This is a genomic window from Jeotgalibaca sp. PTS2502 (assembly GCF_001975685.1).
Lineage (GTDB): Bacteria > Bacillota > Bacilli > Lactobacillales > Aerococcaceae > Jeotgalibaca > Jeotgalibaca arthritidis.
Window position 1 is genome coordinate 1702857 of the sequence record NZ_CP019433.1, and the last position, 24107, is coordinate 1726963.

Genomic DNA, 24107 nt, shown 5'->3' on the forward strand with positions numbered 1-24107 from the left:
CCTCTATTACAAGTCGAGATATTCACGTTGCGCTGTGCGAACTGTAACAGACAGATCTTCTAAATCCAGCCACATCGTTCTACCATAATCTTCACCAGTATGTTCACCAATGATCGGAATTTTTAAATCGGATAGAACTTGCTTAACAGCTGCGATATTACGTTGTCCAATCTGTTCGCGCGCAATAGAATTCTTCAACTTAAACATACTTGCGCCGCCTGCAATTTTTGCTTCTAGTCTAGGTGATGCCCCTATTTTTTTTAAGTCTTCTACTAAAGAAGGGATCGCCAGATCAGCAAACTTTTCTACTTTCTTTTCTCCTCGAAAAGCTGTGCTATCCGGAAGCATAATATGGCTCAATCCACCAACTTTTGAAATCGGGTCATACAAAGCAATGCCGACACATGACCCCAATGCTACAGTTATTAATGATTGGGGCGCGTTGGCTACCTTATAATCTCCAATTCCTACTTTTATTGCTTCCTCCAGCATCGCGTTTCTCTCCTTTATTTAGCTAAGACAATCATAATTTCGTTTGAAGCTTCATCTTGGAATAACTGTTCGACATCCAGATGAAGAATAATCTCATCATTTAATTGAAATGTTTCTACTATATATTTCGTTTTATTCTCATCAGACTGTTTTTGATTAGGATTGCTTTCGAATCGTTGGACAGTTGTCACTTGATCGACTGCTAATCCTAATTTCTTGTCTTTCCAATCTACGACAATAATTTTACTATCTTCAGTCGCTTGAATCGGTGTTTTAAAGAGTCGCATGTTCATATCAATCAGAACAAGGTTCTCATCGTTATAGCGATGCAGTCCCATTAGGTAATCGGACGTATCGGGTATAGCAATTCCTTTATCGAATTCAATAATTCGTTCAACCACTTGGATAGGCAGAGCTATTTTCTGCGTATTGGCTTCAAATAAAATAAACTGTTCCATCGTCATCCTCCTTTATCAACTCTGTCTTCTTAAGGGTACAATTGGAATCTTCGAACAATTTCGCTTAGGTTTTCTGCTAGTTTAGCAATTTGTCCAGCGTTAACAGCTACCTCTTCCATTGTACTGTTGATTTGTTGTGACGCTGCTGAGGTTTCTTCAACACCTGCCGCTGATTCTTCGGAAACTGAAGCAATCTCAGAAATCGAATGATTCATTTCTTTTCCTGTTTCTGTTAAATCATTCAAACTTGTGCTAACGCCATTGATATGTTCAACGACGCTTTGTAATGAATGAGTAATTTCATCAAATGTTAGGTTTGTTTCTTTAATGCCAACTAGGCCTGCTTCTGCTTCACGGAAGCCTTCTTGTAGAGACGCGCTTACGTCGTTCGCTTCACGGTTAATGTTCTCAACAAATAGGGTGATTTCTTTAACAGAAACCGCTACTTGTTCAGATAGTTTACGAACTTCTTCAGCAACAACCGCAAATCCTCGTCCGTGTTCGCCAGCTCTCGCTGCTTCTATTGCTGCATTTAATGCTAATAAATTGGTTTGTTTTGAAACATTTTGGATAATATCAACCAATTTTGTAATCTCTTTTGTCCCTTTATCAAGTTCTGTCATCTTGACAGTTGCGTCTTGAACAATCTCATTGATCTTTTCCATTTGTTGGCTAGATGAGTTCATCAACTCTTTACCTTTTCCTGATAGCGTTAGAACGTCTTCAGAATATACGGTTACTTTCTCAGTTGTCTCGGATACATCCATGAACTTGTGGTTAAATGCTTCCATGTTAGCTGATAATTGACTAGCAGAATGTGCTTGGTTTTCTGTACCAATTGATAATTCTTGCATGGTAATCGCTACTTGTTCAGAGCCTGCTTTTACTTCACTAGATGATTGAGATAGTTCTTCACTTTGTTGCGTCATGTCTTCTGCACCTAATGAAAGAACCGTCATAATTTCATAAAGTGTCGTTTGCAAGGCATTTGCAGAATGACCTAAATCAGCCAATTCACCAGCACCTTCTACTTCTAATAATTCTTGGTTAAGTTGACCTTCTTCAATTGATTTTAGACGAGTGACAACTTTACTAATTGCCTTAGAAAAATGATTAGCGAAGAAAACAGCTACAAATACGGATAAGACAATAATGACCACAATCGTGATAATCATTGTGCTGATTGATGTTGTAATTTTCTTCATTAAGCTATTCGTTTCTAAACGAATTTCAGCTGATTTAGTTGTTGCTTGACTAGACAAATTACTAATAATCTGTTCGCCTTTCGGATTCACATTACCGTTCATATTCAACATCGCTGCCGCACGGTCACCTTCTGTAACTATATCAAAAATATCAGTTTGAACAGATTCATCCCATATTGCCATTGAAGTGAATAAGTTCTCATTGGTAATTGAATTATCAATATTGCTGATTATTTTCTCGTTCTCAGCACTCCATAGTCTATAATTGTTGAATTCAATAATGTAGCTTTCACGGCCTGTTAAAAGGTATGCTCTAACCGCTGAGATTTTTTGCGCCATGTAGTAAGAAATCTTGTCATAATTTTGTTGAATCACAAATTCTTCTTCAACGATTTTTTTGATATCGTTATTAATGCTTCTAAACGTAATAAAGTTCGCAATTCCCAACCCGCTCATAAAAATGATAACAATAGAGAAACTTAATAATAATCGTACACGAATGGTTTGATTGTTAACATCAAAACGTTTGAACGTCCCTGATTGAAATTTTCCTTTGATTTTACTCCAATCAAATTTTTGTTTTTCTTTCTTGTTTTTTTCTGTTGTATCCAACACTTACACTCCCTTATTGACTACACTTTTATTATAGTGCGATATTTTCTGCTAATTCTCATATCGGTCTTTTCTTACATTTATTTAACTTGTAAGTAAGAAATAGTTTGAAATAAGACTATGTTTTTGACGAAATTGTGAAAATAAAATATAGTAAACAGAATATGTAATCAAAAAGGCGGTTTTATTTATGTTTATTACAATTTTACCTGGCTTATTAATCAGTCTATTCATATCCTTACTTAGTCAATTTTTGACTAATTTTCTTCCTCAATTGAGCGCAGCTTTAATCGCGATTGCATTAGGAATGTTATTTGGTAATACACTCTTCATTCATCCTAGATTAAATCCAGGTACACAATTCGCTGAGAAACGATTGTTAGAAGTAGCGATTGTATTAAATGGTCTCACCTTGGACTTCCAAATGATGAGAGAAATTGGTCTAGTCGGGTTAGTCTTTGTATTTATTCAACTGTTAACAACTATTCTGATTGCTATTGTTCTAGGAAAATTATTTAAGTTTTCCAAAGTTTTTTCTTTACTAATGGCTGCTGGAAATGCCGTATGTGGCACTGCTGCTATCGGAACGGTTTCACCTATTTTGGATGCAGAAAGTAAAGATAAAGGCATGGCGATTACAACTGTCAATGTCGTTGGTACCGTCATGATGATGGGGTTGCCACTCGTTGCGCTCTTCCTTTACAATCATGAACTTCTTCCGACTTCAGCACTTATCGGCGGCGTTATTCAATCTGTTGGGCAAGTTGTGGCATCTGCTAAGTTGGTGAATGATGATGTCGTCAATTTAGCGACTGTTTTCAAATTAATTCGGGTTCTAATGATTGCTGTTGTTGGAATTAGCTTTAGTCGTTTAAACTTAACGGAAGGTGAATCTTTCTTTAAAAACAAACAAGAAGAGTCTACCAGCGTTTCGATTAATATCCCTTGGTTTATTATTGGTTTTCTTATTTTATTTATTGTCCGTAGCTTGACTATCCTCCCTCAAACTGCCCTTTCATTTACGAAAACAGCTAGCAGTCAATTTGAGATTATTGCTCTTGCAGCGATTGGAATGCGAATTAACATGAGGGACATTCTAAAAGAAGGGCCAAAAGTAATGGCTTATGGATTTTCTATTGGTTTATTGCAAGCTCTTGTAGCTATTATTCTCATTTCTATTTTCTATTAAACTCCATGGAAGCTGCATCTTAGAATGGACTTCATTTAACAGGAAATATTCCGATATTCCGCTAAACACTTGGCTTTTCAGACGAAACGGACTTACCTAGCGTTCTCAATAGTTGCTACAACACGGTTTCTGAAATAGACATAGATATAGTTAATCAGACATATGAGTCTCGTCTTTTCCATTCTCATCCTTATGACATTGAATATAGAAGCAAGAAAAAGATAATTCTATCGCGTGAGGCGCTAAAATGGTGCCCACTCGATATTTTAAGCAAAATAAGAAAAGCGGACAAGTCCGCCTTGGCCTATGAAAAAATAGGAAATTTGACCCTGAATTGTCAGGAGACTTCACGCTTCAGCGGGTTAGTCGAATGATAGGCGTTAGCGAGCAGCGAAGCGCGCAATGGGGCAAATTTATCTTTTTTTCACTAGGTCAGGACTTGGGAGCTAGACATTGATGGCTGAACTTATAATCCCCTAGTCTATTAAAAGGCATTAGGAAGCGTTTTAAACACTTCCTAATGCCTTTATAATCCTATTATTTATCAATAGCTGAAACAGCAGCCCTTAATCCGAGCAAATAGCTATCCTTGCCAAAACCAGAGATCTGCCCTCTTGCAACCTCTGCGAAAACAGACTGGTGACGGAACGCTTCTCGGGCATGAATGTGAGACATATGTACTTCAATAATAGGGACAGTTAAAATCGCCAAGGCATCCCGAATAGCATAGCTATAATGCGTCCAAGCACCAGCATTAATCACCACAGCGGAAATCTGATCGTCAAAGGCTTGATGAATCTGCTCTACCATTTCCCCTTCATGATTTGTTTGAAATACGGTGACATTAACCTCTAGCTCATCAGCTAATTGTTGAATAGCCGCATTAATATCATCCAAATTTTCTGTCCCATAATGATGAGGATCTCGTTTGCCAAACATATTTAAATTAACACCATGCAAGACTAATACTTTTTTCATGCCTTCGACTCCTTTTCACGTCATTTAGCATTAGTATACCGTATTTGAGAAAAATAAAAAGAACCAAGCCGCAATCAGCTTGGTTCTTTGATTGATTATTCTGCGATTTCAACAACTAGGTAACGGTGTGGTTCTTTACCTTCTGAATGTGTTGAAAGGCGGTCATTTTTACTTAAGCGAGCATGAATTTGTTTTCTTTCAAAGGCTGGCAGTGGCTCTAGGAAAACAGGTTGTTTCGTCCGTAGAACACGTTCTGCTGTTCGATCAGCGATATTTTCAAGAATTTTTTCACGTCTTTCACGGTAATCGCCAACGTTAACAATAACTGACGCACGCTTGCGTTCATTTTGTTGGTAGACTGTTTGAGCAAGTGTTTGTAAGGCGTTGATGATTTTACCATGCTTACCAATGATTAAGCCTGCTTTATCACTTTCAATATTAAAAGTGATTGCTTGGCTCGTTTCTTCAGCAGTCACTTTTGCATCAGCACCGTATACTTCAACCGTCGTCGTTAAGTAGTCAATCACTTTTTGAATCGCTTCTTCTTTGTTAGATTCTGCTGGAAGCTCTTCATCTTCGTCAACTACCTCGTAGGTAATCGTATCCGTATATTCGTAATTGTCTTCTTCTGAATCAAGATTTTCTTCCGTTTGATGGTCTGAAATATAATCAGCACGTTCTTCGTTTTCAAAAACTGAACTATTACCAGGTTCTTTCATTTCAGGAAGTTGTTTCGGTGTTATTTCAACCTCAGCATCTTTTTGTCCAAAACCAAACAGACCTTTTTTTCCTTCAGAAATGATTTTGATGTCAACATCATGGGTTCCTAAATTAAGTTGAGCTAACCCTTTGCTGATTGCTTGATCAACCGTTGTATCTCTTACTACAATTTTTTCATTTTCCATTGTTGTTCCATCCTTCCATTTCAAAAAAGTTTATTTTCTTCTTTTCTTTTTCGGATTTTTAGCTTTTTCTAATGCTTTTTCTAACTCGCGTTTCTTGCTTGCTTCTGCTTTGCGCTCGTTAATTACTTTATAAGGATTATTCATGATTAGCGTTTGTCCAACTGAGAAGGCGTTACTTACCGTCCAGTATAGAGACAAAGCACTTGGCAATGAAATACCCATAAATAAAATCATAGCTGGCATTGTATACATCATTGCTTTACCTTGACCGCCGCCATCAGGTTGCGTCATCATCGTTAATTTAGATGTATAGAATGTTAGGATTGCTGCTAAAATTGGGAAAATAAAGTACGGGTCACGTGAACCTAAGTTCATCCATAAGAATGAGCTTGAACGTAAAATTTCTGTACGACTAATTGCTTGATAAAGTGCAATCATAACAGGCATTTGCACTAATGCAGGCAAACATCCCATATATGGATTGACATCATTTTCCGCATAGACACGTGAAATTTCAGCTTGTAACAATTCTTTCGTTTCAGTGTCTTTTGATGAATGTTTCTCTTGCAAGGCTTTGATTTGTGGTTGTACGTCTTGCATCTTGCGTGTGCTCTTTGTTTGGAAGTAATTTAATGGAATCAAAATTACTCTGATAATGACTGTAAAAACAATAATTCCCATTCCGTAGCTACCAAAGAACATATTTGATAACCAAATGATCATACGAGAGAAATTGTAAATAATCATCCCATCCCAAAATCCTGTACTTTCAGACGTAATCGCCTCAGTACTTCCACATGCTGATAAGACCATCATAACAGCAAGCAAACTAAGTGTAAAAAGTAATCGTTTTCGCTTTGACAACGACAGTTCCTCCTTAAAACCTATATTAAATGACTATTCCATCACATGAGCTAATTTTAACACATGTATCAAGCTTTTTTTAACTTCTTCTGTAGACATTTCTGCAGTTGGTGGACGGGCAATCACAATAAAATCAATATCAGCCTTAATCATTGGCTTTAATTCCAACAAAGACTGGCGAATTTTACGCTTAATGGCATTTCGTGTGACTGCATTACCTATTTTTTTTCCAACAGAAAGCCCTACTCGAAAGTGTTGCTGATCTTCTTTAGGCAGGACATAGACAACAAATTGTCGATTCGCTTTAGAAGCGCCATGATGAAATACACGTTGGAACTCTTTTTCTTTCTTAACTCGAAAAGATTTTCGCATCTTGTCCCCCCTCTATTTTTATAAAATGCTGATAATTTGTAAAAAAAAAGACCACTGACGGTCAGTGATCTTATGCAGACAATACTTTTCTTCCTTTGCGGCGTCTACTTGCTAATACGTTGCGGCCGTTTTTAGTACTCATACGTTTACGGAATCCATGAACTGTTTGACGTTTGCGTTTTTTAGGTTGGAATGTTCTTTTCATTACTCGTACACCTCCTGAGATTACTTTTCTTCTATTATGGCAATTTAATATCCTATAGACAGTCTCCGATATTATAAAGAAACAGAGACCACTCTGTCAAGTAAAAGTTATTTTTTAAAACTCACTTAACTATAATAGCACATTTCTTCTATAAGAGAAAGAAATTTTTTTTATTTGTTTGTTTTTTTTATCCACAAGTCTTTTTTATTTTACACAACCGTTTGTATAACTTTTTTTAGTAAAATAGCTATCCTCAAGTATTCCACCACTTTTCCACATGGCAACAAGGTGTGTGTCTTGTTTTGTGGACAACTTTTAAAAACTGTGGATATCGCTTAAAAGTATTGATGTGACAATCTTTCAAAATGAGTAGTTATCCCCAGCTAAGAATAATTAAACTTTGGATTATTTTTGTATGCACAGTTATTTTTAATCCTGTGGAAAACTTTTGAACGCCCTTTTTATATGTTTATGCACAAGTAAATCTGTTGTGGAAAACTTTTATACATAATGCTAAAATAGGAAGGACCTGGTCTTTTGAAAAAAGTTCCCAGATTAAAAATTTAAAAAGAAGGAGGAAGCTCCTATTGGAAGATATATATTCACTGTGGCAATACTTGCAAGAAAAATTCAAAGAATCATTATCCAAAGTCAGCTACGATACCTGGATTGATAGTGCCGTTCCAATTCGTTTAACGGAATCAAATATTATTATTGAAGTACCATCTTCACTACATAAAGACTATTGGCAGAACAATTTAGCAACTCGTGTTGTAGAAGGCATCTATGAATTTAGCGGTAAAGAAATTTCACCTATTTTTATGCTTAAAAACGAAGATGTTCCTGCATTAAAACAAGAAAAAACTAAAAATGAAGCGAAAGTACCTTTTAAACAAGCTTTATTAAATACGAAATACACCTTTGATACATTTGTTATTGGAAAAGGAAACCAAATGGCCCATGCAGCAGCCTTAGTTGTTGCTGAAGAACCAGGTACCATTTATAATCCACTATTTTTCTATGGTGGCGTTGGTTTAGGAAAAACACATTTGATGCATGCGATTGGTCATCAAATGTTGCAGCTCCGCCCAAATGCTAAAGTAAAATACGTCAGCAGTGAGACATTCGCAAATGATTTTATCAATTCGATTCAAAACAGAACACAAGAACAGTTCCGTAATGAATACCGCAGTGTCGACCTACTATTAGTTGATGATATTCAATTTTTTGCAGATAAAGAGGGAACGCAAGAGGAATTTTTCCATACATTTAATGCTTTATATGATGAAAGAAAACAAATTGTGCTAACGAGTGATCGTTTGCCAAATGAAATTCCAAAATTGCAAGAACGTTTAGTATCGCGTTTCGCTTGGGGTCTATCAGTCGATATTACACCGCCCGATTTAGAAACACGGATTGCAATTTTAAGAAACAAAGCCAACAGCGAACGATTAGAGATTCCGGATGATACATTAAGCTATATTGCTGGGCAAATCGATTCAAATATTCGTGAATTAGAAGGTGCTCTTGTCAGAGTACAAGCTTTTTCAGCTATTCAAGGCAAAGACATTTCAACCAGTTTAGCAGCAGATGCTCTAAAAAGTATTTTACCAACGGATAAACCGAAAGCTTTGTCTATTTATACCATCCAACAAACCGTTGCGAAGTTCTACCATGTCACGATTGAAGAATTAAAAGGGAAAAAACGGACAAAAGGAATTGTTGTCCCGCGTCAAATCGCTATGTATCTCTCTCGTGAGTTAACAGACAGCTCTCTTCCAAAAATTGGAACAGAATTTGGCGGCAAGGATCATACAACTGTTCTCCATGCCTACGATAAAATTTCAAATTCTCTACCAAAAGACGTTACTATGAAACAAGAAATTGATACAATAAAGGAAACATTGAAAAATATGTAGAAAAGAGGCTTTTTTCGCCTGTGGACATCTTTTAAATTATACCTAAACTTACGCACAACTTATCCACAAGTGGAAAACTTTGTCTATCTAAGGGTTTATTTTGTTTTCCACAGTACTAACATGCCCTACTACTACTACTATTTTTTATTTAATCTAATTTAAACGGAGGGAAGCAAATAAAATGAAGTTTAATATTAATCGACCAGCTTTCATAAAATATATAACTGACGTTCAAAGAGCCATCTCTTCAAGAACAACCATCCCTGTTCTGACAGGTATTAAAATGGTAGCTGATAAAACAGGACTTATGCTAAGTGGTAGTGATTCAGATATTTCTATTGAAATTTTTATTCCAATAGAAGATGAATCCAATGATTTAGAAATTATTAAAGAGGGAGGCATTGTCCTCCCAGCACGTATTTTTAACGACATTGTTCGTAAAATGTCTGATGAAAAGTTAACGATTGAAGTGGGCGATAATTTACAAACCCACATTACATCGGCGAATGCAGCCTTTAAAATCAATAGTATTGATGTTGAAAGTTATCCAAACTTCCCAACAATAGATTCAAATGAAGTAATCAGCTTACCAACTAATCTATTCAAACAAGTGATTCAACACACTGTTATTGCTACATCTACGCAAGAAAGTAGACCAATCTTGACAGGTGTCAACATCACCATTGAGAATGGCACCTTAAAAGCAGTTGCAACCGATAGCCACCGCTTGAGTCAACGGATTATTCCAATCAATATTCCAGAATCACTCAGTGAAAACAGCTATAAAGTGATTATTCCTGGTAAAAGTTTGATTGAATTATCTCGTATTGTTGAAGATCAAGATACGATTGATATGATGGTGACTGAAAACCAGGTTCTGTTTAAAGCTGAGAACCTTTACTTCTATTCACGCCTGTTAGAAGGCTACTATCCAGATACAAATCGTCTTATTCCAACAACATCTTCAACTAACTTAGTGATGAACGCAGCGGATTTACTACAAGCAACTGATCGTGCGTCATTGTTATCACATGAAGGTAAAAATAATGTGGTTAAACTGTCTATTTCAGACGAAAAAGTGGAATTATCCGGTAATTCACCAGAAATCGGAACCGTTCGTGAAGATTTACAGTATCAAGAAGCGAACGGTGAGCCTTTGGTTATTTCATTTAACCCAGATTATTTGAAAGATGCTCTTCGTACATTTGGTCACCAAGATGTTATGGTTAGCTTTACAGCTCCAATTCGACCATTTACAGTCGTTCCAGTGGATAACCATACAGACATTGAGCAAGCTTTTATTCAATTAATTACACCTGTTCGAACGTATTAATGAAATGAAAGGAAGTTGCAACTGTTTATGCAACTTCCTTTTTTATTATTATTAGCTTTATCTATCAAATTTAGCGCCTTAGGTTTTTAAATCAACACTTATAATGTTTTAGTCGTTTAAGTGTTAAAACCTTATAAAAGGCGTTTTTTTGCCATTTATTTGAATTTTTCACAAAAAAAGGGTATACTATAGTAGTAAATATGTTGCGTGGATTCAACGGTTTCCACGCTTATTTTAATGGAAATGGGTGAATTCCTTGAAAAATATTGTGTCTATTGATGATGATTTCATAACACTGGGTCAATTATTAAAACATGTCAATGTGATCTCAAGTGGTGGAATGGCTAAATGGTACTTAGCGGAATATGCTGTCATGGTTGATAGTGAAAAAGAAAACCGCCGTGGTAAAAAAATCTATCCAGGTTCTGTTGTAGAGATTCCTGATGCAGGAACGTTTATCGTTCAACGAAATAACCAAGCGACAGATGATGGCTCAGAATTATGATTTTAAAAGAGATTACACTTCGTAATTTCCGGAATTATTCAGAACTATCTGTTCCCTTTTCTAGGGGGATAAATGTTTTCCTTGGTGAGAATGCTCAGGGTAAGACTAATTTAATGGAGGCGATTTACGCCTTGTCGATGGCAAGGAGTCCGCGTACTTCTAACGAGAAAGAAATGATTCAATGGCAACAAGAGCAAGCACAAATTACTGGTAATGTCGAAAAAAGACATGCAGATTACCCATTAGAGCTAACCTTTTCTAAAAAAGGAAAGATAGCTAAAATTAATCACCTTGAACAAAAACGCCTGAGTGATTATGTGGGGACCCTGAATGTCGTTTTATTTGCACCAGAAGATTTGGAGCTAGTCAAAGGCTCACCAAACCGTCGTCGTAAGTTTTTAGATATGGAACTTGGCCAGATGAGTCATATTTATCTGCATAACCTGGTCCAATATCAACGGCTGTTAAAACAACGGAATACGTATTTAAAGCAGCTATTAACTAGAAAAGTATCAGATAAGGTTTATTTGGAAGTTTTAACCGAACAACTAGCAACGCTAGGAGCTTCAATTATTGAAGCTCGGTTAAGCTTTATTAAACAACTAGAAAAATGGGCAGATTCTATTCATCATCAAATATCAGATGAAAAAGAGCATTTAAAAATTCGCTATAAATCACCTATTACTTTTGAAAATAATATGACGAAAGATGCTATTTTCCTTTTATTACTTGAAGAGCAAGAAAGAGTGAAGCAGCGTGAACTCGAACAGGCGACAACTTTATTTGGTCCGCACCGTGATGATTTGGTTTTTTATGTTAATGACAAGAATATTCATCAATTTGGCTCACAAGGTCAGCAGCGAACCACTGTTTTGAGTTTGAAATTAGCAGAAATAGAATGTATGAAGGAGGTTTTGGGTGAGTATCCGATTCTTTTATTAGATGATGTCTTATCAGAACTAGATGATAGTCGACAAACGCATCTTTTAAAAACAATTGAGAAAAAAGTCCAGACCTTTTTAACAACACCAAGCTTAGATGGTGTGAAACGTAATAAAATTGAAGAACCAACCATTTTTTATATAGAAGCAGGAAAAGTTGAAAAGGAAGGTGCATAAGAGCATGACAGAATTTGAAAAAGAAAAAGCAGAATTGGCTCAAGCATATGATGCCAGTCAGATTCAAGTACTTGAAGGGTTAGAAGCTGTTCGTAAACGTCCTGGTATGTACATTGGTGCGACTAGTGCAGCAGGATTGCACCATTTAGTATGGGAAATCGTTGATAATTCGATTGATGAGGCTTTGGCTGGATTCGCTTCAACCATTAAAATCTCAATTGAAGAAGATAACAGTATCATCGTTTCAGATGATGGTCGTGGAATCCCAGTTGATATCCAAGCTAATACAGGTCGTCCAGCCGTTGAAACAGTTTATACAGTCCTACACGCAGGAGGTAAATTCGGTGGTGGCGGTTATAAGGTTTCAGGTGGACTTCATGGGGTAGGAGCATCAGTTGTAAATGCTCTTTCTGAAAAATTAATTGTTCAAGTTTATAAAAACGGTAAAATCTACAAACAACGCTATGAACGTGGCGAAATTATGACTGACTTAACAGTGGTTGGCGAAACAACTGAGCATGGTACAGTTGTTCAATTTTGGCCGGACCCTGAAATTTTTACAGAAACAACCGTCTTTGAATATGAAAAATTAGCGGTTCGTGTTCGCGAATTAGCCTTCTTGAACAAGGGTTTAAATATTTCAATTACAGACAGACGTCCTGAAAAAGAAGTGACTAGTAACTACTACTACGAAGGTGGTATTCGTAGTTATGTGGAATACTTAAATCAAAATAAACGACCATTATTCGATGACATTATCTATGTGGAAGATGTTCAAGATGACATTCAAGTTGAAGTTGCATTGCAATATACAGACGGCTATCATACAAGTTTGTTTAGTTTCGCTAACAATATTCATACCTATGAAGGTGGAACTCACGAATCGGGCGTTAAGACAGCACTGACCCGAGTGATTAATGATTATGCAAGAAAATCAAAAATCATGAAGGATAACGAGGAAAACCTAAGTGGGGAAGATGTGCGTGAAGGATTGACAATGGTATTGTCGATTAAACATCCTGATCCTCAATTTGAAGGGCAAACTAAAACAAAACTTGGAAACTCTGAAGCGCGTACAATCACAGATCGTCTCTTCTCAAGCACCTTTGATAAGTTCTTAATGGAAAACCCTCAAGTAGCTCGTCAAATCGTTGAGAAGGGCATTTTGGCGGCCAAAGCACGTCTGGCAGCTAAGCGTGCTCGTGAAGTAACACGTAAGAAGAGTGGACTAGAAATCAGTAACTTGCCAGGTAAGCTAGCAGACTGTTCAAGCAAAGATCCTTCAAAATCAGAATTATTTATCGTAGAGGGGGATTCTGCGGGTGGTTCTGCTAAACAAGGACGTTCTCGTATTTTCCAAGCGATTTTGCCAATTCGCGGTAAAATTCTAAACGTTGAAAAAGCATCACTAGATCGTATTTTAGCTAACGAGGAAATTCGTTCGCTCTTTACAGCTATGGGAACAGGCTTTGGTGCTGAGTTCGATGTTAGCAAATCTAGATACCACAAACTTGTTATTATGACGGATGCGGACGTGGATGGTGCTCACATTCGAACGCTATTATTAACCTTGTTTTATCGCTACATGCGCCCATTAGTTGAAGCAGGTTATGTTTATATCGCACAGCCACCATTGTTCCAAGTTAAGCAAGGTAAAAAAGAAGTTTACTTACAATCACAAGAAGAATTAGATCAGTATTTAGCGACTATTCCAGCAAGTCCAAAACCATCTATCCAACGTTACAAAGGGTTAGGTGAGATGGATGCAGAACAATTATGGGAAACAACCATGAACCCAGAAAACCGTCGCTTTGCACAAGTCTCAGTGGCTGATGCTATTGAAGCAGATGCTGTGTTGAGTATGTTGATGGGTGAAAAGGTTGAACCACGCCGTAACTTTATCCAAGATAATGCTGAATACGTTGAAAATCTAGATGTTTAGGAAGGAGCAGGTTAATTAAATGAGTGAAGAAGAAAATAAAAATCTAGACTCTGGAATGGAAGTCCGCGAACTTAGTAAAGAGATGCGTACGTCATTCTTAGAATATGCCATGAGTGTTATTGTCTCTCGTGCCCTTCCAGATGTCCGAGATGGTTTGAAACCTGTTCACCGCCGTATCTTATATGGAATGAACGAATTAGGGATTACCCCTGATAAAACACATAAAAAATCTGCACGTATTGTTGGGGATGTTATGGGTAAATACCATCCTCACGGTGACAGTGCGATTTACGAATCAATGGTACGGATGGCACAAGATTTTAGTTACCGCTATCTTTTAGTTGATGGTCATGGAAACTTTGGTTCTATCGATGGTGACGGTGCTGCCGCTATGCGTTATACGGAAGCAAGAATGTCTAAATTAGCCCTTGAAATGTTAAGGGACATCAACAAAGATACGATTGATTACCATGAAAACTATGATGGTACAGAGCGAGAGCCAGATGTTTTACCAGCTCGCTTCCCTAACTTATTGGTTAACGGTGCTTCTGGTATCGCAGTAGGTATGGCAACAAACATCCCGCCTCATAACTTAACAGAAGTTATTTCAGCGCTCCATATCTTGATGAAAAATCCAGATGCAACAACAGCTGATTTGATGGAGGCATTACCAGGACCAGATTTCCCAACTGGTGGGATTGTAATGGGTAAATCGGGTATCCGTAAAGCCTATGAAACTGGTCGCGGTTCTATTATTGTCCGTGGTCGCGTTGAGATTGAGAATTTGAAAAATGGTAAAGAACGTATTTTAATTACTGAATTGCCGTATGTGGTTAATAAAGCAAAATTGGTTGAACGAATTGCTGAGTTAGCACGTGAAAAGCGAATTGAAGGAATTACTGACTTGGCTGATGAGTCAGACCGTGAAGGAATGCGTATCGTTATTGATGTGAGACGTGATGTGAGTGCATCCGTTATTTTAAATAACCTTTACAAGTTAACACCACTTCAATCATCATTTGGCTTCAATATGTTGGCCATTGTGAATGGTATTCCAGAAACATTAAGCTTGAAGAGCATCTTATCTCACTATTTGGAGCATCAGAAAGTAGTTATCCGCCGTCGTACAGAATACGATAAGAGAAAGGCAGAAGCTCGTGCTCACATTTTAGAAGGGTTAAGAATTGCCCTTGACCATATTGACGAAATCGTTAATATTTTAAGAAGCTCACCAAGTGGTGATGTCGCTAAACAAAAATTTATTGAGGATTATGGTCTAACTGATCGTCAAGCTCAAGCTATTTTAGATATGCGTATGGTTCGCTTAACAGGCTTAGAACGTGATAAAATCGAAGGTGAATATAACGACTTGATGACGTTAATCCGCGATTTAGCTGATATTCTTGCTAGCGAACAGCGTATTTTTGAAATCATTGAAGAAGAGCTACTAGAAATCCAAGAGCGTTTTGGTGATGACAGAAGAACAGAGTTATTAGTCGGTGAAGTTCTGTCACTAGAAGACGAAGACTTAATCGAAGAAGAAGAAGTCGTGATTACTCTAACTCATAATGGTTACATTAAACGCCTACCAAGCAGCGAATTTAGAGCGCAACGTCGTGGTGGTCGTGGTGTCCAAGGTATGGGAATCCACGATGATGACTTTATCGAAACACTGATTACAGCATCAACACACGACAACCTCCTTTACTTCTCTAATCAAGGGAAAGTATACCGTAATAAAGGATATGAAATCCCAGAGTATGGTCGTCAAGCTAAGGGATTGCCAATTATTAACTTGTTGAATCTGGATGCTAATGAAAAAATCCAGACCATTATTAATCTACGTGGTAATGGACCGAAAGAAGGCGAGTATCTCTTCTTTGCAACTAGACAAGGTGTTGTAAAACGGACAGAAACAACTGAATTCCGTAATATCCGTCAAAATGGACTACGTGCGATTAACTTAAATGAAAATGATGAATTAATCAAAGTAGCCTTGACTGACGGTACTAAGAAAATCATCATAGGTACGCATTTTGGCTACTCAGTCAGCTTTGATGAAAATGATGTTCGAGCTATGGGACGTACCGCTACAGGTGTCCGTGGAGCTAAATTACGTGACGAGGACTTTGTTGTTGGTATGGATCTCCTAGAAGAAGGAACAAAAGTCTTAGCGATTACCGAAAATGGTTATGGTAAACGGACATCTATCGATGAATATGCGATTAAAGGCCGTGGCGGTAAAGGAATTAAGACCGTTAATGTTACTGAGAAAAATGGTAATCTAGTTGGTCTTGCGACTGTACGTGAAGACGAAGATATCATGATTATTACTGACGCAGGCGTGATGATTCGTTTCCATGCTAAAGATGTATCAGAAATTGGTCGAGCAACGTTAGGCGTTCGTTTAATCCGTCTAGATGATGGTTCTAAAGTATCAACGATGGCTGTTGTTGAACCGGAAGAAGAGGAAACAGAAGAGATTGAAGGATCTGTAACTGAAGAACAAGCAACTGTTCAAAATGATTCAGAACAAATTAAAACAGACATGCAAAATTTTGCGGATAGTCTGTTTGAAGACGAAGAATAATAAATATTAAAAAGCAAACCTGCTTATCACAGGTTTGCTTTTTAATTTAAGAAAAAACTTGCAATTTATTGATTGAGGTGCTATAATTTTAAGACGTGAGTATTTACGAATACTCTCCTTGCTTTTACAAAATGTAAGAGCCAAAAGTCCATAAGGAGGTGACAGTCATAATGACTCAATACGAAATTAACTACATTATCCGTCCTAACATCGAAGAAGCTGCTAAAGCTGAATTGGTAGCGCGCTTTGACGCAATCTTAACTGATAATGGTGCAGAAATTATTGAATCAAAAGACTGGTCAAAACGTCGTTTAGCATATGAGATTAACGATTTCCGCGAAGGTATCTACCATATCGTGAAAATTAAATCTGAAACTGCTGAATCGATTAACGAATTTGACCGTTTAGCGAAAATCAATAATGACATTCTTCGTCACATTATCGTTAAAGAAGAAGCATAAAATGTTCCACGTGAAACATTTTAAGGGGGTAAGCATTTAATGATTAATAATGTTGTATTAACAGGAAGATTGACCAAAGATGTAGATTTACGCTATACATCAAGTGGCACTGCAGTAGGATCTTTTTCAATCGCTGTTGATCGTCAATTCAAAAATCAACAAGGTGAAAAAGAAACTGATTTTATTAACTGTGTTATTTGGAGAAAATCAGCGGAAAACTTTGCTAATTTCACTCGCAAAGGTTCTCTAGTAGGTATTCAAGGACGAATTCAAACTAGAAACTATGAAAACCAACAAGGACAACGCGTATACGTTACTGAAATTGTTGTCGAGAACTTTACTCTATTAGAGTCAAGAAACGTTACTGAGCAAAGACCAAGAGGAGAAGCTAATAGCGGCGGATTCCAAGGTAATAATAATTCTCACCAATCTAACCAAAACAACTCTTATAATAATCAGTCTTACTCTAACCAATCTCAAAATAACTTTAGTGATTACAATTCGAATGATGATCCATTCTTATCAAGCGGACAATCAATTGACATTTCAGATGATGATTTGCCATTCTAGTCTAAAGTAAGAATAGGTTAAAAAAGGAGGAAAACAAACATGGCTCAACAACGTGGTGGTCGTCGCGGAGGACGTAGACGTAAAAAAGTATGTCATTTCTGCGCAAATCATATTGATCATGTAGATTACAAAGATGTAGATCTATTAAAACGCTATGTATCTGAGAAAGGTAAAATCTTACCTCGTCGTGTAACAGGTACATGTGCTAAACACCAAAGAACTTTAACAGTTTCAATTAAACGTGCTCGTATTATTGCTCTAATGCCTTTTACGATTGCTGAATAATTAAAACTTCAAGCAGCTAGGATTTCTCCTAGCTGCTTTTTTGTATTCTAAATAGTAACGACAGTTAGAAATATTAGCTGCTATCTGATGTGTCCGTTGCATAGCTTAAATGATTTTTTATGCAAGCGGGAGATAGATATCCACATGTGGAAAAAGATAAAAGAAGACCGTCAGCTTAAGGATATGATATGTTAGAGGGAAAGTTATCCACATGTTTATAAAGAGAGTTGTGGATATTTATTTAAATAACAGAAAACGCTTCCTAATAATGTTTCACGTGAAACAATTTAAGTTGTAAAAACCAATAATGTTTCACGTGAAACATTTCGTTGCTGTCTTGGAATGTGGCTATTAAAGAAGCATTGTGGTAAAATTATAAAAGACAATCTAATAATTTGAGAAAAGGAGCAACAATGAAAATAAGGGAAAAAATAGAAAAACTTCCTCCATTCATACGTGCAAATCGAATTAAAGTGCCAGCGTATATTTTATTAATTTCATTGATTCTTTTTATCGTATTAGCTTTTATAACGAGTTGGAAAATCGGTTTAGTTTTACTATTTGTCATTTTTATAGTAGGTGGACTCTTCTATTACTCAACTGACTATTTAATAGATGAAACAAACAAGTATATATCTGACTTATCCTATCGTATTAAAAAGGGTGAGCAAGAGGCTCTCATTCAAATGCCAATTGGTATTTTGTTATATAATGAGGCACAAGAAATCCAATGGACTAACCCTTATCTCCTAAAGTATTTTAAAACCAAAGATATATTAGGAAGAAAAATTGAAGATGTTGATTCTGAACTGTACGAATGGATTGAGAAGTTTAAGAATAATGAAATGACTAAAGTTAAATGGGGAGACCGCTATTTCGAAATGGTTATACAGGAAGATATAGGCGTTCTTTATTTAATGGATATTACGGACTATGCAAAGATTGAAGAAAAGTATCAAGATGAACGTCTAGTATTTGGAAATATCATCATAGATAATTATGATGAAGCAGTTCAGTCAATGAATGACCGGAAACGTTCAAATGTAAATAACTATATTACTAACCAGTTAACAAATTGGGCTAACATAAATAATGTTTATTTAAAGCGCGTGGATGATGACCGCTTTATTGGCCTGATGAATAAAAAAACACTGCAAAAATTAGAGCAAAACAAATTTGAGATTGTTGATCAAATTAGAGAACGAACGTACAAGCAAAATTTCCCGCTGACACTAAGTATGGGATTCTCCTATAGTACGGGAGAAGTTTTGATGAGGTGGAAAGACATTGCTCAATTAGCCCAAGCTAATGTTGATTTAGCTTTAGCACGGGGTGGCGATCAAGTTGTTGTAAGAGCGGAAAATGATGAAGCTAGATTTTATGGTGGGAAAACTAATCCAATGGAAAAACGGACCCGTATTCGTGCGAGAATGATTAGTCATGCGTTGGAAGAATTGATCGTCAATGCTGATCAAGTTTTTGTAATGGGCCATAATTATCCTGATATGGATGTTATCGGCTCTTGCTTAGGAATCAGACGAATTGTTCAAATGAATAATAAAGAAGCTTGGATTGTTCTGAAATCTGAACAGCTTTCGAAAGATGTTAGACGAATGATGGCGGTTATTGATAAGGATTCTAATATTTCTAAGTCTATTATTGGTCCAGAAAAAGCTGCAGAAATGATTACAGAAAACTCACTCATTACACTTGTTGATGTTCACAAACCATCGGTAAATTGTAAAATGAAATGCATAAGGAAATAAACGAAAAAATCATGTAGATACGATATACTTATAAGCGACCAAACCAAAAGTATAAGGGGTATCTACATGACTAATAATAATTGTATCATAGAAAACCGCACCTTCACACACCTTACTGATATTCAACGGGGAAAGCTGGAACAGATGGCTAAAATCGGTACCTATAAACAAGCGGAGATGGCGCGTGAATTAGGAGTCAGCCAATCGACTGTTTCTCGTGAGTTGAAACGCGGCAGAACGCGCCAACTTGACTATCAACACAATTATTACGAGCAGTATATTGCCGCCTCAGGCGCTCGGGTTTACAAAGAAAATCGTGAGAACTCGCATGCGCGGAATCATCATAAATATTCTGCAGCTTTCCTTGCTGCCTTACCTGAAAATCTAGCACCCATGAAGGGGTTACGGATTCATAGTGTGGATACTTTTGTACACTCTTACAGAAAATCGCACCCTGACGAACACGTACCATGCACGAAAACAGTTTACGCCTTGATCAATGCTGCCGTACTCCCAATCCGTAATATCGATTTACCTATGAAGACCCGGATGCGGCCACGCAAGAAAAACGTTTCGGAACCGAAAGGTCATAACGCTAAGCACTTAGGTCGCAGTATCGAAGAACGCGATCCAGAAATACTCTCTAGAGAAGATTTTGGGCATTGGGAAGTCGATTTAGTATTAGGCAAGAAAATAAAAAATGAGCCTGTCATCATCACTATGGTTGAACGGAAAACCCGCTACTGTCTAACGAAGAAAGTTTGGGGAAAAGGTGCCATAGTGGTTCAAAAAGGTGTTCTTGATTTGATGAGAAAACAGGGACTGGAACAGTTTAAGACCCTAACAACTGATAACGGATCTGAGTTTTCAAGTCTGTCGCTTATCGAAGGCATTACTGAAGATGTTCAGGTTTTCTTTACTCATGCGTATGCTTCTTGGGAGAAAGGAACGAACGAGAGGCACAACCGCATGCTCCGAGAATTTATCCCAAAGGGAGTCACTCTGCGTCCATTGTCTTATGCACATTTACTGGCAGTAACTAATACGATCAACGACAGACCGAGAAAAATAATGGGCTATGCAACACCTGCAGAACGCCTGCAGGAAGAGTTAGCTAAGTTACAAGCAGCTTAAGGTATTTTGTTGGTTTTATAGGATAAGAGAACAGCTTAGCTGAGTCAAGAGCCGCTTCGCTCCTTCTCTTGACTCAGCCAACCTATTCTCTTGGGTCAGAACCACCAACAACTCACCTGAAAAATGGTAAGGGACGAAATACACACTGCCAACAAAGGCTTCAAACCATTGGTAATACTGGATTATTGAGTAATTCGCTGTCTATAAAGGTTTTTAAAATTTTTTATGCATTTGATATTGCAATTAAGCTTCACAAACCATCTATGATACCAGCACCAGAATTGATGGACGTTTCATCTAATGTTGTGATTATTGATCATCACAGAAGAGGGCAAGAATTCCCTGATAATCCTGTTTTGGTTTACATTGAGCCTTATGCATCATCTGCTTCTGAATTAATAACAGAATTATTTGAATACCAATCAAATGACATTGATACGATTAACAAAATAGAAGCGACCGCCATGTTAGCAGGTATTATAGTAGATACACGAAACTTTAGCTTGAGAACAGGTTCTCGTACATTCGATGCAGCAAGTTACTTGCAATCAAATGGCGCTGATACCGTGTTAATTCAGGAAGCCTTAAAAGAGGACTTGGATACTTATTTAGAAAGAAGTCATTTACTTGAAACGATGGAGTTCGTTGTTCCAGGAATGGCAGTTGTGAATGGTGCCGATGATAGAGTATACGATACGGTTCTAGCTGCGCAAACTGCTGATACTATGCTTTCAATGGAAGACGTAGAGGCATCCTTTGTTATTACTAAACGTACGGATGGTCGTGTCGGAATTAGCGCAAGAAGTTTGAGTAAAGTCAATGTCCAAAGAATTATGGAAAAACTTGGTGGTGGCGGGCATCTATCGAATGCTGCTACTCAAATAGAGAATGTATCAGTATCAGAGGCAAAAAAACGATTAGAAGATGTTTTAAAAGATGAAGAAGAGAAAGGAGAAACACGATGAGAGTTATTTTTCTTAAAGATGTAAAAGGTAAAGGTAAGAAAGGTGAAATTAAAAACGTAGCAGATGGTTACGCAAATAATTTCCTTCTTAAAAATGGTCTGGCTGAGGAAGCAACCACTTCAAGTGTTTCTGCTTTAAAAGGCCAACAAAAAGCAGAAGATAAAAAAGCAGCCGAAGAACTGCAAGTGGCACAAGATTTAAAAGCGTTATTGGAAAAAGAAGAAACAGCAATTACCATCCCAGCAAAAGCAGGCGAAGATAATCGTTTGTTTGGATCAATTACAAGTAAACAAGTTGCAGAACACTTAAACAAACAACATAGAGTGAAGCTAGATAAACGTAAAATCAATTTGCCAAATCCAATTCGTTCATTAGGTTATACACGAATGGAAGTCCGTCTTCACCCAGAAGTAACAGCTACTTTAACCGTTCATGTTGTAGCTGAATAATGAATAGGCGAGCGATATTTCATGTGGAATATTGCTCGTCTTTCTTTTTCAAAAACAGGAACATGTGTTCACTTTAGGCAATTGTTTTCTCAGGTTTTTTAGAGTACAATAAGAAGGCAAAGCGACATGTCGCTATTGAATAATGAGTAGAAGGATGAAGATATATATGGAAGAAGCTTTCCAAAATCGAATACCTCCCCATAGTGCAGAAGCAGAGCAATCTGTATTAGGTTCTATCTTTCTTGATCCTGATTCAGTTGTAACTGTATTAGAATACTTAGTAGCTGTCGATTTTTACAAAAAAAGTCATCAGCTTATTTTTGATGTTATTGTCCAATTATATAATCGTAACGAACCGATTGACGTTGTAACCGTAACTAATGAATTACAAAGCAAAGATCAATTAGAGAACATTGGTGGTCTGGCTTATTTAGCTGAAATTGCGACTATCGTTCCGACTGCAGCCAATGTGGAGTATTATGCGAAGATAGTTGAAGAAAAAGCAATCTTGAGAAATCTGATTCACTCAGCCACCGATATTGTTAAAAGTGGTTACGAAGAAGCAGATCAGGTAGCGGTTATTTTAGATAGTGCTGAGCAAACTATTTTACAAATCTCTGAACGCCGGAATCGTTCAGGATTTATTCGTATCTCGGATGTTGTGAATACATCCCTACAAAATATTGAATTATTATCTCAACAGTCAGGCGATGTAACGGGTATTCCAACAGGATATATTGCTTTAGATAAAATGACAGCTGGTTTACAAAAAGAAGAATTAATTATTTTAGCAGCCCGACCCGCAGTAGGTAAAACAGCATTTGCCTTAAATATTGCACAAAATGTAGCAACTAAAGCAGATCAAGTTGTTGCCATCTTTAGTTTAGAGATGGGTGCTGAATCACTCGTTAACCGGATGTTATGTGCGGAAGGAAATATTGATGCGGGTCACTTAAGAACAGGTCAGATGAGCGAAGAAGAATGGTCTAATTTAATTATGGCTATGGCGACATTAGGGCAATCTAAGATATTCATTGATGATACACCTGGTATTCGTATAGCAGAAATTCGTGCAAAGAGCCGCCGATTGATGCAAGAACAGGGTGGACTAGGATTAATTGTTATCGACTACTTGCAGCTAATTGAAGGAAATAACAAAGAGAGCCGTCAGCAAGAGGTTTCTGATATTTCCCGTCAGTTAAAGAAACTCGCTAAAGAGTTAAAAGTACCTGTTATTGCCTTATCACAATTATCACGTGGTGTTGAACAACGACAAGATAAACGACCTGTACTAAGTGATATTCGTGAATCTGGATCAATTGAGCAAGATGCTGACATCGTAGCCTTTCTTTATCGTGAAGATTACTATGAACGTGAAGGTGGAGAAGACTCTGCTGCTGAACCAGAATTCGAAAATAATATCGTAGAAGTTATTATAGAAAAAAACCGTAGTGGATCACGAGGAACCGTTAAACTCTTATTCAAAAAAGAATTTAATAAATTCTCTTCTGTCTCCTATATTCCAGAACAAGAATAGTTATGAAAACACGTCCTTCATAGTAGTATAGAAAGGACGTATTTTTATCTATTTAATGATAAGAAAAAGAAAAAAGGTTATCATAAATTATTGCATTTTAATCCAAAGAGGAGTAAAATTTATTTTGTTAGTCATTGGGTTATTAGCTCAGTTGGTAGAGCAGCTGACTCTTAATCAGCGGGTCGAGGGTTCGAGCCCCCCATAACCCATACGAAAATAAAATTAATAAGTCTTGAATCGTTGATGTGAAGCC

General features: G+C 37.1%; 22 protein-coding genes, 1 tRNA gene and 1 pseudogene. 16 read left to right on the forward strand and 8 right to left on the reverse strand.

The window, feature by feature from the left end; translation table 11 throughout:
* Positions 1-6 precede the first annotated feature (6 nt).
* Genes BW721_RS08405 through BW721_RS08415 form a run of 3 tightly spaced genes read right to left on the reverse strand, consistent with a single transcriptional unit; the run spans position 7 to position 2767 of the window.
* On the reverse strand, positions 7-492 hold the full coding sequence (locus BW721_RS08405) for a chemotaxis protein CheD (RefSeq protein ID WP_076767845.1): 486 nt from the start codon (positions 490-492) through the stop codon (positions 7-9).
* Positions 493-506: 14 nt separating this feature from the next.
* Positions 507-950, reverse strand: a complete 444-nt coding sequence (locus tag BW721_RS08410) for a chemotaxis protein CheW (RefSeq protein ID WP_076767847.1) — start codon at positions 948-950, stop codon at positions 507-509.
* A gap of 29 nt (positions 951-979) precedes the next feature.
* On the reverse strand, positions 980-2767 hold the full coding sequence (locus BW721_RS08415; protein ID WP_083686842.1) for a methyl-accepting chemotaxis protein: 1788 nt from the start codon (positions 2765-2767) through the stop codon (positions 980-982).
* A gap of 190 nt (positions 2768-2957) precedes the next feature.
* Here BW721_RS08415 and BW721_RS08420 point away from each other — a divergent pair, with 190 nt between their 5' ends.
* The gene (locus tag BW721_RS08420; RefSeq protein ID WP_076767849.1) at positions 2958-3956 is read left to right on the forward strand and encodes a YeiH family protein; all 999 of its coding nucleotides are present in this window, start codon (positions 2958-2960) and stop codon (positions 3954-3956) included.
* A 537-nt stretch (positions 3957-4493) separates the two neighbouring features.
* On the opposite strand, the gene aroQ is transcribed toward BW721_RS08420, so the two are convergent.
* From aroQ to rpmH, 5 genes are all read right to left on the reverse strand, one after another.
* Positions 4494-4934 carry a type II 3-dehydroquinate dehydratase gene (gene aroQ / locus BW721_RS08425; protein WP_076767851.1) on the reverse strand — a complete coding sequence of 147 codons (441 nt, stop codon included), beginning with the start codon at positions 4932-4934 and terminating at the stop codon, positions 4494-4496.
* Positions 4935-5029: 95 nt separating this feature from the next.
* Positions 5030-5839 carry an RNA-binding cell elongation regulator Jag/EloR gene (jag, locus tag BW721_RS08430; protein WP_076767853.1) on the reverse strand — a complete coding sequence of 270 codons (810 nt, stop codon included), beginning with the start codon at positions 5837-5839 and terminating at the stop codon, positions 5030-5032.
* Positions 5840-5869: 30 nt separating this feature from the next.
* Complete coding sequence (locus tag BW721_RS08435) at positions 5870-6703, reverse strand: YidC/Oxa1 family membrane protein insertase (RefSeq protein WP_076767855.1); 834 nt, start codon at positions 6701-6703, stop codon at positions 5870-5872.
* A 33-nt stretch (positions 6704-6736) separates the two neighbouring features.
* Entirely contained in the window at positions 6737-7075 is a 339-nt protein-coding gene (gene rnpA / locus BW721_RS08440) for a ribonuclease P protein component (protein WP_076767857.1), read from the reverse strand.
* Between the two features lie 70 nt (positions 7076-7145).
* Positions 7146-7280 carry a 50S ribosomal protein L34 gene (rpmH, locus tag BW721_RS08445; protein ID WP_076767859.1) on the reverse strand — a complete coding sequence of 45 codons (135 nt, stop codon included), beginning with the start codon at positions 7278-7280 and terminating at the stop codon, positions 7146-7148.
* Between the two features lie 587 nt (positions 7281-7867).
* On the opposite strand from rpmH, the gene dnaA reads away from it, so the two are divergent.
* From dnaA to BW721_RS08520, 15 genes and pseudogenes are all read left to right on the forward strand, one after another.
* A complete protein-coding gene (gene dnaA / locus BW721_RS08450; RefSeq protein WP_076767861.1) occupies positions 7868-9199 on the forward strand; it encodes a chromosomal replication initiator protein DnaA in 1332 nt (443 codons plus the stop codon).
* A gap of 181 nt (positions 9200-9380) precedes the next feature.
* Positions 9381-10532: a DNA polymerase III subunit beta gene (gene dnaN / locus BW721_RS08455; RefSeq protein WP_076767863.1), complete on the forward strand. Its 1152-nt coding sequence runs from the start codon at positions 9381-9383 to the stop codon at positions 10530-10532.
* A gap of 256 nt (positions 10533-10788) precedes the next feature.
* The gene (gene yaaA, locus BW721_RS08460; RefSeq protein WP_076767865.1) at positions 10789-11037 is read left to right on the forward strand and encodes a S4 domain-containing protein YaaA; all 249 of its coding nucleotides are present in this window, start codon (positions 10789-10791) and stop codon (positions 11035-11037) included.
* Positions 11034-12155, forward strand: coding sequence for a DNA replication/repair protein RecF (gene recF, locus BW721_RS08465; protein ID WP_076767867.1), 1122 nt, complete (start codon positions 11034-11036; stop codon positions 12153-12155). The genes yaaA and recF overlap by 4 nt, the downstream gene beginning before the upstream one ends.
* Before the next feature lie 4 nt (positions 12156-12159).
* A complete protein-coding gene (gene gyrB, locus BW721_RS08470) occupies positions 12160-14097 on the forward strand; it encodes a DNA topoisomerase (ATP-hydrolyzing) subunit B (protein ID WP_076767869.1) in 1938 nt (645 codons plus the stop codon).
* 19 nt (positions 14098-14116) lie between these two features.
* Positions 14117-16687, forward strand: coding sequence for a DNA gyrase subunit A (gene gyrA, locus BW721_RS08475; RefSeq protein ID WP_076767871.1), 2571 nt, complete (start codon positions 14117-14119; stop codon positions 16685-16687).
* A 170-nt stretch (positions 16688-16857) separates the two neighbouring features.
* On the forward strand, positions 16858-17148 hold the full coding sequence (gene rpsF / locus BW721_RS08480) for a 30S ribosomal protein S6 (protein ID WP_076767872.1): 291 nt from the start codon (positions 16858-16860) through the stop codon (positions 17146-17148).
* Positions 17149-17187: 39 nt separating this feature from the next.
* On the forward strand, positions 17188-17718 hold the full coding sequence (gene ssb, locus BW721_RS08485; protein ID WP_076767874.1) for a single-stranded DNA-binding protein: 531 nt from the start codon (positions 17188-17190) through the stop codon (positions 17716-17718).
* Between the two features lie 39 nt (positions 17719-17757).
* A complete protein-coding gene (gene rpsR / locus BW721_RS08490) occupies positions 17758-18003 on the forward strand; it encodes a 30S ribosomal protein S18 (protein ID WP_076767876.1) in 246 nt (81 codons plus the stop codon).
* A gap of 413 nt (positions 18004-18416) precedes the next feature.
* On the forward strand, positions 18417-19769 hold the full coding sequence (locus BW721_RS08495) for a DHH family phosphoesterase (protein WP_076767878.1): 1353 nt from the start codon (positions 18417-18419) through the stop codon (positions 19767-19769).
* 66 nt (positions 19770-19835) lie between these two features.
* Positions 19836-20903, forward strand: coding sequence for an IS30 family transposase (locus tag BW721_RS08500; protein WP_076765119.1), 1068 nt, complete (start codon positions 19836-19838; stop codon positions 20901-20903).
* Positions 20904-21157: 254 nt separating this feature from the next.
* Positions 21158-21868 (forward strand): annotated as a pseudogene (locus tag BW721_RS08505) (DHHA1 domain-containing protein); the annotation flags it as partial.
* Positions 21865-22317, forward strand: a complete 453-nt coding sequence (rplI, locus tag BW721_RS08510) for a 50S ribosomal protein L9 (protein ID WP_076767881.1) — start codon at positions 21865-21867, stop codon at positions 22315-22317. The pseudogene BW721_RS08505 and the gene rplI, both read left to right, overlap by 4 nt.
* Before the next feature lie 166 nt (positions 22318-22483).
* Entirely contained in the window at positions 22484-23854 is a 1371-nt protein-coding gene (dnaB, locus tag BW721_RS08515) for a replicative DNA helicase (RefSeq protein WP_076767883.1), read from the forward strand.
* A 136-nt stretch (positions 23855-23990) separates the two neighbouring features.
* A tRNA-Lys gene (locus BW721_RS08520) sits at positions 23991-24063 on the forward strand.
* Positions 24064-24107: the final 44 nt, after the last annotated feature.